The following is an 11,418-nucleotide window of genomic DNA, read 5'->3' as shown; positions in this document are numbered from 1 at the left end:
CGTGTAAGCGATCCGATGAAGAACTTACTTCTTCTCGCCGCAGACATAAGAGTTGATCTCGGCGCCGAGCGGGATTTCGGTAACCTTCGGGGTGTTCCAAGCCATGATGATGTCCTTTTAGAAAAAACAGATCCATATGCTGAGATAGCTATACGATAGAACCTGAAAATGGGTTGCAAGCCAATGTGATTCAACCCAATAAAATGTAACCTGCTTCACGTTGACGACAACGTTTTGGACTGCGGACGGTTGACCGGCGTTCATGACGGCGTCCGTATCGCGCTGTAACCCGCCCTTCATGAAAGAATCGCCCGCCATGTCAGGCCCGTCTCTGACTTCGGACATACCTCAGCCTGAAGATGGGTTGAGGGACGCTCCGCGTCGTGAAGTGCAAAGCTCTTTCGAAAATCTCGAAAGCTCCGAGAGCGAAAACGAACTCCATCAGGCCGGGTTGATTCGCAAAGCCATGCTGCGTCAAAGCCTTGGATTGCGCGATTTTGGCGTATTGACGCTAGCGCTGCTCGCCATCTTCTACACGCTGTATTTTGCTGCTGACATCGTTCTGCCGTTCGTCTTCGCGATGGTGGTCAATCTGCTCATGATCGTCCCCATGCGCTTTCTGCACGGTCGATGTCGTCTCCCGAAACCTATCGCGGCGTTGCTGCTGATCATCGCCATGTTTCTGCTCGTGGTCGGGATCGGGACCGCCATTTCAGTGCCGGCAGCGGCCTGGCTCACCAAGGTGCCGCAGAGCCTGCCAGCGTTGCAGCAGAAACTGGCTTTCCTTCAGGGGCCCATCGATTCCTTGCAACGGGGCTATCTGCGTGTGGTCGCACTGATGTCCAGTGGTGGGCATCATCACATCAGTGCGGCGAGTGCCGCTGCGTCTTCTGCGTCCAATGGTGCCGAGACCCTGCGTCTCTGGGGCTCATCTTTTCTGATCGGCACGCGCACTTTCATGGGTGAGTTCTTCACCATGTTGCTGATGCTCTTCTTCCTCATGACAGAGGGAGACAGTCTGCTGCGTCGCATCGTGGAGATCATGCCGACTTATGCAGGCAAGCGCAGGATCGTGCAGATTACGACCCAGATCGAGCGCAATGTGTCGCTGTATCTGGCGACCATCACGATCATGAACATTCTGGTCGGGACGTTGAACCTGATCCAGTGCTGGCTGACAGGCATGCCGAACCCTCTTCTGTGGGGCGTGTTGGCCTTTCTGCTCAACTATGTGCCGATCATCGGGCCGCTTACGGGCGTCGTGGTCTATTTTTGCGTAGCCCTGATCAGTTTCCCATCCTTCCTGATGGCATTGCTGCCTCCGGCGATCTATCTCTGCATTCACGTTCTTGAGGGTGAAACGATCACCCCCATGCTGCTGGCTAAGCGCTTCACCCTGAACCCGGTTCTGGTGATGGCGTCATTGCTGTTCTGGGACTGGATGTGGGGCATTGGCGGGGCGTTTCTCTCAGTGCCCATGCTCGCTGTTTTCAAGATATTCTGTGATCATATCGAAGCTCTGACACCGATCGGGCATATTCTGGGGGGGCCGGTCAGACCCCGCTCCCTAAGGACGCTCGGCCCCGAGGTGACACCGGAAACCGCCCCTTAAGTCGCCCGGTTGCGCTCAAATTTCGCTATTTTCTGCGCATGACATGAAATTATCATGCGTCTGGCGCAGACCTGTCCTATTAGAAGTCGGGTCTGAGGCCGGAGACCGCTTGGCGAAGCAGGGTTGAACGGCTATCGAATGCGACAAAACATTTCAAATCTCTGAGCCGAGGTCTTTATGCGTTCCCATGACGGCATTGCCTGACGATGCAGGCATCTCTTATCCGCCGCCTCGGTCTGGCAGCGCTCATCGCCATTCTGCTCCTCGGAATTGTCATAACCATCATCCATGAGCATGGTCGGAAAGCTTCCGACCGTCCTGTGATCCAGCTTAGTCAGGAGAACGGGACGATCATCGTGACCGATGACTCTCCCTTGATGAAACGGTTGCGGATCGATCCGGTCAAAACCAGCGTGCTGACCCACGGGTTGCGTGTGCCCGGTCTTGTTCAGGCTGAGCCGCGTCGCAGCGTCAACGTCCTGACCCCTGTCGCGGGTCATGTGATCGAAGCCAGTCTGCAGCCCGGGCAGGTCGTGCATAAAGGCGATGTGCTTGCGGTTCTCGCATCGGGAGATCTCGATCAGGCTTATGCCGATCTGGTCAAGGCGCGCGCGCAGGAAACCTATGAGGAGCGCGTCGTCAAACGCGCGCAGGACGTGCTTGCGATTGGGGGCAACGCCCGCAAGGACATGGATTCCGCCCTCAACGACCTGGCGCAGGCCAAGGCTGAGCGCCAGCGCGCTGAACGTCGTCTTGACGCCCTCAACAGCCGCACCGATCAGGATGGCGAGGGTTTGGTCAGGCTGATCGCTCCCGTCGATGGCGTCATTGCCAGCACGACGCTTGCGCCTGGCGTGAATGTCACCGATGCCACCGCTGTGCAGGCTGTGATCCTCGACATTGCTCAGGTTCAGATCGATGCGCAGATCCCGGAAGATTCAGTTGGGATCGTGACACTCGGTCAGCAGATGACGGCTCAGATCAGCGCCCTCCCCGGTCGCCAGTGCACGGCACCGATCCAGTCGATCGACCCCTCGTTGCATAGCGATACCCGTCGGGTGATTGCGCATATTCTGTGCGATAACAGCGACGGCATGCTGCGGCCGAACATGTTTGCCGATGTGGAAATCGCGGTGAAACAGCCTGAGATGGTGATCATCCCCAAGACCGCCCTGCTCATGAACAATGACCGTCTGACCGTGTTCGTCGAAGAAGGCGGAGCGCGGCATTATCGTCGCCGTCCGGTAACGGTGAGTTATGACGAGGGCGATAGTGTACGCGTTCTCTCGGGCCTGCAGGGAGGCGAGAAGATCGTCACCCGCGGGGCTATTCTCCTTAACGATCACGACTGATTTGTCAGCGCCGCAGATGAGAGCCTCCTAATCCGTGATTGCGACCCTGATTTCATGGTGCTTTGCGCGCCGTCATATCGTCTTTATCTGTGCCGTGTTTCTGGCTCTCGCGGGCGGATATGCCTGGCGCGTGCTTCCGGTCGAGGCCTATCCCGATCTGGGGGCCGTGAACGTTCAGGTCACGACCCAGGTGTCGGGCCTCGCCGCCGAAGAAATGGAACAGCAGGTCACCGTTCCACTGGAGCGTGCTCTGGCGGCTGTGCCGGGTGTGACGGAGAGCCGCTCCAGCAGCACCTTCGGGCTCTCCCTGATCACGCTGATCTTCCATGACGGCGTCGATGTTTTTACTGCCCGTCAGCTTGTGCTCGAATTGCTCGGCACGGCGAGCATGCCCGATGGTGTGACCCCGCAGCTCGGCCCGATTACCGGGCCTGCGGGCGAAATCTTCCGCTACACGCTGGAATCGGATTCGATGGATCTGATGCAGCTTTCTGACGTGCAGCGCTGGATTGTGGTCCCGACGCTTCAGCGTGTGCCGGGGATCGTGAACGTCAATAATTTTGGCGGGCTGACCCGTGAGTATCAGCTGGTGCTCAAGCCCGACGCGCTGCTGCGCTACGGTCTCAGCACCGACGATGTGGTCAATGCGATCAAGAACAACAATGCGAACGCGGCAGGCGGACGTATTACGCGTGGAGAGCAATCCTACATCGTTCGTGGTGTAGGGATGATCCACACGCTCGATGACATGAAGCGCATTGTCGTGGCCCAGCATAATGGTACGCCAGTGCTGCTGAGCGATCTGGGTCAGGTGCAGTTCGGTCATCAGATCCGCGAAGGCATTCTCGGCAAGGATAACAACCCGGACACGATCGAAGGCATCGTGACCATGCTCTCCGGCGCCAATCCGTCTCTGGTGCTCGATAATGTCCATGGTGTGGTGGACCAGCTGCAGGAGCGGCTCAAGCCGCTCGATGTGCGTCTCGTTCCCTATATCGACCGCGACAATCTGGTGAAGGCAACCACTCATAAGGTCGGTGAGACCATGGTGGAGGGCATCGGCCTCGTTCTGGTCATTCTCACCCTGTTCCTGGGCAGTCCGCGCAGTGCTGTGGTGACCGCCGTGACGATCCCGCTCGCGCTGTCGACCGTGTTCGTGCTGATGCATTTCTGCGGGATGTCGGCCAATCTGTTTTCTCTGGGCGCCATCGATTTCGGGGTGATTGTCGATGGTGCCATCGTCATCACCGAGGCGATCCTGCGTCTGCGTGAGGACTCGCCCAAGGCCACATTGACCAGCACCGAAGTTCTGAGTGTCGCCCGCATTGCCGGACGCTCGATCTTCTCGTCCACGCTGATCATTATCGTAGCCTATTCGCCGCTCTTCGCGTTCGAAGGGAGCGAGGGCAAGCTCTTCCGGCCGATGGCGTATACTGTCAGCTTCGCCTTGATCGGCGCGCTTGTCTGCGCGCTCTGTCTCATCCCGACGCTCAGCTATCTCGCGCTGCATAAGCCACGCCGGATCTGGCATAACCGCCCGCTCGAAGCGCTGCATCGCGCTTATGAGCGGGGTCTCAACCACATGCTTGCCCGGCCGCTCGTCACCTTCATTGGCAGTGGTGCGGCTCTGGTCTCGGTCGTGATCCTTGGCGCAACGGTCGGACGTGAATTCCTGCCCGATCTCGATGAAGGCGCCCTCTGGCTTCAGGTTCAGTTGCCTACCGGGATCTCGCTCGATGAAGGCAGCCGTATCGCTGGCGAGGTACGCTCGGCAATCAGGGAGTTTCCTGAAACCTCCTATGCCATCACCCAGCTCGGTCGTAACGACGAGGGAACCGATCCCTGGACGTTCTCGCATATCGAAATGCCTGTCGGGTTGAAGCCATACGATCAGTGGGCAAGCGGCGAGACCAAGGTCCAGTTTATCAATCGTCTGCGTGACCGCCTTTCCAAGATACCGGGCATCAGCTTCGGTATCAGCCAGCCCATCCAGGACGGCATGAACGACCTCGTCGGTGGTGCCCATTCACCGCTGGTGCTGCGCGTCTATGGCAATGATTTTCATGAGCTGCGCCGGATCGGTCGTGAGATCGTCGCGGTTCTGCATGATGTGCCCGGCACTGCAGAGGCGTCGATCTTTCAGGAGCCCCAGATCCCGCAGCTCATGATTACGCCACGGCGGGATCAGGCAGCACGCTACGGGATCAATGTGTCCGATATCAGCACGGTCGTGCAGAATGCGATCGGCGATGGCGCTATCACGCAGGTTTATGTCGAAGACCGCGTCTATAACGCGACGCTCCATGTGGGTTCGAACGACCTGAACGATCTGGCCTCGATCCGCTCGCTGCCGCTGCGCTCGACCGATGGTGCGGCGATCTCTCTGGCGCAGGTGGCCGATGTCGGCGTGCATATGGGAGAGAGCAATATCGCCCATGAGATGGGCGAGCGTCAGATTACCATTCGCGTCGATAACGGCCAGCGTCCGCTCTCGCAATATCTCGAAGATGCGCAGAAGCGGATCAACACTCAGGTTCATTTCGACCCGCGTAAATATCGTCTGCAATGGGCAGGCAGCTTCGAGCAGCAGCAACGCGCCCAGGCGCGTCTGGGTGTTGCCCTGCTGGTCATGTTCTCCATCATGCTGCTGCTGCTGTTCATGGAGTTCGGCACGTTCCGTCATGCAGCCCTCGTGCTGAGCGTCGTACCGCTCGCCACTCTGGGAGGACTCATTGCGCTCCACCTGCGGGGCGAGACGCTCAACATCGCGACAGCCGTCGGCTTTATCGCCCTGTTCGGTGTGGCGCTGCAGAACGGCATCATCATGATCGCAGCCATCAATCGTCATCACCGTGCCGGGCGGAGCATTCATGACTCTGTTCTGGCCGGTGCAGGTGAGCGTTTCCGCCCTGTTCTGATGACAGCCACTGTGGCCAGTGCGGGCATGCTGCCAGCAGCTCTTGCAACCGGTGTCGGCACCGACGTGCAGCGCGGCCTTGCCACTGTGGTGGTCGGCGGTCTTGGTATTGCGACCTTGTTGACTCTGTTCGTCCTGCCCGTCTTCTTCTTCGAAATGGAGCATTTCATGGAACGGCGCAGGGCGCGACGTTCGGGAGGCGTGTCATGAAGCGTGTTGTCTTGATGGCTTGTGCTGGTAGTTTCGCGCTGTCTGGCTGTGCGATCGGCCTGATTTTCATCGGCCGGATATGCTTAAAAACGCAGGCTACCAGAGCAAAGCCCTCCCTGCGTCCATTCATGGCACGGAAGATAGCGGGTCAGCCGGCGCCCCTCAGGCTCTGGCCGTAGGAGCTGATCTGAGTGGAGAATGGTGGAAAGCGCTCGGTGCCCCGCAGCTCGATGCTCTTGTCACCCGTGCCCTGCTGAATAACCCGTCGCTCAAATCGGCTCAGGCGTCGCTCAAGGCGGCTTACGAGCAGACAAAGGTCGCGGGCGCACCGCTTTTGCCCAGCATTTCAGCGTCGTTCAATCCGACACGCAACAAGACCTCGAAGGCCTTGTCACCCGTGCCCGCGAATAACAGCTATCTGTATAACCTTCACACGCTGCAGCTGAATATATCGTATCAGCCCGATCTGTGGGGCGGACTCCGCCGTCAGGTGGAAAATCAGGCAGCGCAGGCCGAGATGCAGCGTTTTCAGCTGGTCGCGACCACAAATACGCTGATCAACACGCTCGTCGTCACGCTCATTACGCAGTCGAGCGTCAACGCCCAGATTGCGGCGACGCAGGACATCATCGCGACACAGCAAAAGCTGCTGGATGTCATGCAAAAGCAGTATCGCCTTGGCGACCTCGCCGAGGCTCAGGTTCTGGCGCAGAAGGCTGCTCTATCTCAGGCTCAGGCGACGTTGCCGCCACTGCATCTTCAGGCCGAGCAGGCTCATGATCAGATTGCCGCTCTTGTCGGAACAACGCCGGACGAAAATCTGCCGGAAATCCCGCTCGATTCCTATCGTCTGCCTGCGACCTTACCGGTAAGCCTGCCCAGCGCCCTTCTGGCCCAACGCCCGGATATCCGGGCGGCTGAGTCACAGATGCACAGCACGAGCGCTCAGGTTGGCGTTGCCATCGCCAATCGTCTGCCCAATGTGCAGCTTTCCGCGACGCCTGGGCAGGCCATCAATGCCATGAGCCAGTTCTTCACCCCCGGTTACGGCAACTGGTCGATCGGAGCCATGGTGGCACAGCCCATCTTTCAGGGCTTCGAGCTGTTGCATCTGGAGCGTCAGGCTCGCGATAATCTTCTTGCTGCAACCGAGCAGTATAAAAACACCGTGCTGACTTCGATGCAGAATGTCGCCGATACGCTTCATGCCTTGCAGGACGATTCCGACGCGCTGAGCATCAGCGCGACGAATGAAGATGCTGCGGTGCGTAGCCTCAGAATATCTCAAAAGCAGATGTCTTACGGCGATATCAGCCCGATCCTGCTTCAGGCGGCGGTGCAGATCGAGCTTGAGGCACGGCTCAACCTGATCCAGGCCAAAGCCACACGATTTACGGATAGTGTGGCCCTGTTTCAGGCACTCGGCGGAGGGTGGTGGCATCGTAACGATACCGCTATGAAGATCCCCTCGACAGACTGGCACGCAGGGTTCTGACCGGTTCGGATCTCTGGGTGCCTGGCGCGCATCAGGAGATCCGACTCTCATGAGATTCCCCCGCTCTTCCCGCCTTGCCCTGATGGGACTTGGCTGCCTCCTCGCATCAACGACGGCCCTGGCTGCCCCTGCCCAGACAAGCGCCACCGGACAGGGCGCTTTTGAAGCGTTCGATCGTCTGCTCGATCAAGAGTGGCAGTATCAGCTGAAAAACGCTCCCGAGCTGGCGACGTCGATCGGGGATTATCGCTACAATGATCGCTGGACCGATCTGTCTGTTGCCCACATCAAGGGCTCCGTGCCCGTCCTGAACGGTTTCCTGAAGCAGTTCGAAGCCATTGCCCCGGCGTCCCTCGACGATCAGCGGCAGATCAGCCGTGCCATGATCATCCAGCAACTGCAGGATACGCTCGAGGGCATTCGTCTCAAGACGTATGAAATGCCCATCGACCAGATGAATGGCGCCCAGCTGCAATATCCGGGTTTCGTCTCCAGCATTCCGTTCGACAGCACCAGGCATTACGAAGATTACCTTGCTCGTTTACGCGCCATCCCCAAGGCTATCGATCAGGTAATTGCCCTTGCCCGTCTGGGTGAGAAGGACGGTCTCATGCCTCCGCGCTTCCTGCTCGAAAAAGCAGAGCTGCAGGTCGAGCAGATTGCCGCGCCGGAAGGAGAAAAAAGCCCGTTCGGTGAACCGGTCACGAAATTTCCTGCTGCCGTACCTGCTGCGGATCAGGCACGCTTGCGCAAGGCCATCATCGCAGCGATCGATCACGATGTGCGCCCGGCCTATCAGCGTCTGGCAGCCTTCATGAAGCAGGGTTATTCCGCTCATGGTCGTACACAGGATGGCGTCTGGGCACTCCCGGGGGGCGAAGACTCTATCGCTACGATATTCGTACCCTGACCACGACGACCATGACGCCAAAACAGATCCATCAGCTTGGGCTCGATCAGGTTGCCAAGATCGAGGGCGAGATGGTCGAAATCGCGCATAAGCTCGGCTTTGCCGATCTGGCAGCTCTGCGTGCCTCGGTGGCCAAGGATCCGAAGCTCTTCGCGACATCACGCGAGCAGATCATCGATCTCTATCGCAGCTACATCGCCCAGATGGAGCCGGCTCTGACACGGTACTTCGACAAGATTCCGGCCACCAAACTGGAAGTGCGCCCCGTTGAACGCTACCGCGAGGCGGAAGCTGCGGGTGCCGAATATCATCAGGGCACGCCTGACGGCTCGCGACCAGGTATCGTGTTCGTCAATACGGGTGATTTTGCAAAGCGCGACATCTACACGGCTGAGGACACGGCGTATCATGAAGGTGTGCCCGGGCATCATTTCCAGATTTCGACCGCCCAGTCCCTGCCACTCCCCCCGTTCCGTCAGCAGCTTTTACAATGCCTATATCGAAGGCTGGGCGCTTTATGCGGAGGGGCTCGGCAAGGAGCTGGGGTTCTACAAGGACCTCTACAGCGATTACGGTCGTCTGAACGGGGAATTGCTCCGTGCCGATCGTCTGGTTCTGGACACGGGTGTGCATGATCTGCACTGGACCCGAGCCCAGATGCTCGAATTCTTCCATGCTCATCCGCCAACCAGCGAACCTGACATGCAGGCCGAGACCGATCGCTATATCGCCTGGCCCGGTCAGGCTTTGGGTTACATGCTCGGTCAGCAGACCATTCTGCATCTGCGTGAAAAGGTCAGGACTGCGCTGGGTAGCAAATTCGATATTCGCAAGTTTCACGATGTCGTTCTGTCGGGCGGGGCTCTGCCTCTCAATCTCCTGACTGACCGTGTCGATGCCTGGATTGCCGACCTCAAAGGTCAGAAATAACGAGAGAGGGCGGAGCACGCTCCGCCCTGATCGAAGCGCAAATTCTTCAGCGTGTCTGAAGCAGGCCGCTGAAATATCGCAAAAAAAAAGCTAATCCGGATTTCAGTCGTTTCCACTTGTCTGGAAACGGGGCAGGATCATCCGGATATGGCTTTGACTTCGTCTACTCCCGGTCTGACTACCTCGGAAGAGCTGCCGTCGCAGCAATTGCCGCCCGAGGTCGATCTCAAGGCGGCCCGGTCTGCGCGATTCGTTCACGGTAGCATCATGCGCCATGTGGTGGTCATGGCCGGAACCGGGGCAATCGGGCTGATGGCCGTGTTCGCGGTCGATCTGCTCAATTTCTGGTATATCTCGCATCTGCATAACCCGGCCCTTACGGCGGCAATCGGGTTTGCCGCGGCTCTCGGCTATGTTCAGGTCGCGGTGTCCATCGGCATGACGATCGGGCTGGGTGCGATTATCGGCCGCTTGATCGGGGCTCGCCGGGTGATCCGGGCGCGGCGCTTTGCCTCAGCTTCATCGTTGTCATGGTCGGTGTGACGGCCGTTCTCGGTACTCTGACGGCTGTTCTGGCATCGTTCTTACTCAAGCTGTTGGGGGCGAGCGGCGAGGCGCTGGTTCAGGCGGCCGGGTTTATGCATCTGGTTTCCCCGTTCCTGCCTTTGGTCTGCTACGGCATGGCTCAATCGGCTCTCTTGCGCTGTGTGGGTGACGCGCGGCGCTCGATGCAGGTCACTGTTGTGGGCGCAATCGTCTCGGCCATTCTCGATCCGATCCTGATTTTCGGCTTCGATATGGGGCTTACCGGAGCCGCCATCAGTACGATCATCTCACGTGGGACTGTAGTGGCTTTCGGCTTTTTCAGTCTGCGTGAGCATCGTATGCTGGAGATGCCGCGTCTATGGGCCATTGCGCCCGCGACGCGGCAGATTGGTGCCGTTGCCTTGCCAGCAATAGCGACGAATCTGGCGACGCCTGTGGGCGGATTATTCACCACCCATTTCATGTCGCGTTTCGGTCTTGAGGCGATTACCGGGCAGGCGACGATCGAGCGTATCGTACCTGTCGCATTTGCCTTTGTATTTGCGTTGACCGGCTCGGTTGGTCCGATCATGTCGCAGAATCTGGGGGCGGGGAGAAAAGACCGTGTCCGTGAGGCGCTCTATGCTTCGCTCAAGCTGACGGCGCTTTGCGTATTGCTGACATGGGCCATCCTGGCAGCGTTTCACACGCCAATCTTACATCTCTTCGCCTCGAAGGGAGTGGCAGCCCATATCGTCACCTTGTTTTGCTGTTGGCTGGTGGCAAGCTACTTCTTCGTAGGGCTGCTGTTCGTCTCCAACACGGCGTTCAATAATCTGGGTCACCCGTTCTATTCGACAGGATTTAACTGGGGACGGGCAACATTGGGCACGATCCCCTTCGTCTGGATTGGATCGTTTTACGGGCCAATTGGCATTTTGATCGGTCAGTCACTGGGTGTTGTGATTTTTGGAAGTCTGGCCGCATTGACGGCATTTCGTGTCATAAAGAAGCTTTGAGACATCAGCCTCTCACGGAGTATTTATCATCGAGCGATCTAGTGAAACACATAGGTAAATGCTTCGATCTGATCAAATCGCTTTACTTGAGAAGAAGGCGTATCATAAAAATACCGGTAAAATCATAGTTGTATGGAAAAATTCAGAATTCACACAAAAAAGAAATATTAATTAATGAAATATACCGTACAACTAGTATAAATTATAGATATATTTTCTTTGACATAAATAATAAATATGTACAATTATTATATTAATTAATTCAAATCAAAAATTCCTTGCGTGTTTCTATATATTACCAAACTTCCATCGGACGATAGGAAAACGTTTCATGTAGTCATTAAGAAAGCGCAAGGATGTATTTTGACGCAGATACCATCTTTCCTACCGACTCACAGATTGTAGTGAGGGATGAAACAGGTGGTGTGGGTGCTCTGAACCGCCTTCG

The 11,418-nt window shown here is 57.4% G+C and carries 5 protein-coding genes and 2 pseudogenes; 6 read left to right on the top strand and 1 reads right to left on the bottom strand.

The genetic code is table 11. The features are described 5' to 3' along the window. Nucleotides 1-24: 24 nt before the first annotated feature. Nucleotides 25-105 carry a pyrroloquinoline quinone precursor peptide PqqA gene (gene pqqA, locus JCM15831_RS20855; protein WP_010502998.1) on the bottom strand — a complete coding sequence of 27 codons (81 nt, stop codon included), beginning with the start codon at nucleotides 103-105 and terminating at the stop codon, nucleotides 25-27. 361 nt (nucleotides 106-466) lie between these two features. On the opposite strand from pqqA, the gene JCM15831_RS04025 reads away from it, so the two are divergent. The 6 genes and pseudogenes from JCM15831_RS04025 (at nucleotide 467) to JCM15831_RS16510 (ending at nucleotide 10,970) form a co-directional block, all read left to right on the top strand. Next, nucleotides 467-1,612 carry an AI-2E family transporter gene (locus JCM15831_RS04025; protein ID WP_051528312.1) on the top strand — a complete coding sequence of 382 codons (1,146 nt, stop codon included), beginning with the start codon at nucleotides 467-469 and terminating at the stop codon, nucleotides 1,610-1,612. A 206-nt stretch (nucleotides 1,613-1,818) separates the two neighbouring features. Continuing rightward, on the top strand, nucleotides 1,819-2,964 hold the full coding sequence (locus tag JCM15831_RS04020) for an efflux RND transporter periplasmic adaptor subunit (RefSeq protein ID WP_025822897.1): 1,146 nt from the start codon (nucleotides 1,819-1,821) through the stop codon (nucleotides 2,962-2,964). Between the two features lie 34 nt (nucleotides 2,965-2,998). After that, nucleotides 2,999-6,091, top strand: a complete 3,093-nt coding sequence (locus JCM15831_RS04015) for an efflux RND transporter permease subunit (RefSeq protein ID WP_025822896.1) — start codon at nucleotides 2,999-3,001, stop codon at nucleotides 6,089-6,091. A 79-nt stretch (nucleotides 6,092-6,170) separates the two neighbouring features. Continuing rightward, entirely contained in the window at nucleotides 6,171-7,586 is a 1,416-nt protein-coding gene (locus JCM15831_RS16520; RefSeq protein WP_232227989.1) for an efflux transporter outer membrane subunit, read from the top strand. Nucleotides 7,587-7,635: 49 nt separating this feature from the next. Further along, nucleotides 7,636-9,426 (top strand): annotated as a pseudogene (locus JCM15831_RS23885) (DUF885 domain-containing protein). Nucleotides 9,427-9,693: 267 nt separating this feature from the next. After that, nucleotides 9,694-10,970: pseudogene (locus JCM15831_RS16510) on the top strand (MATE family efflux transporter). Nucleotides 10,971-11,418: the final 448 nt, after the last annotated feature.

Source organism: Asaia astilbis JCM 15831 (assembly GCF_000613845.1).
GTDB lineage: Bacteria > Pseudomonadota > Alphaproteobacteria > Acetobacterales > Acetobacteraceae > Asaia > Asaia astilbis.
Note: the sequence above shows the minus strand (reverse complement) of the source record. Positions and strands in the feature narration are given on the sequence as shown.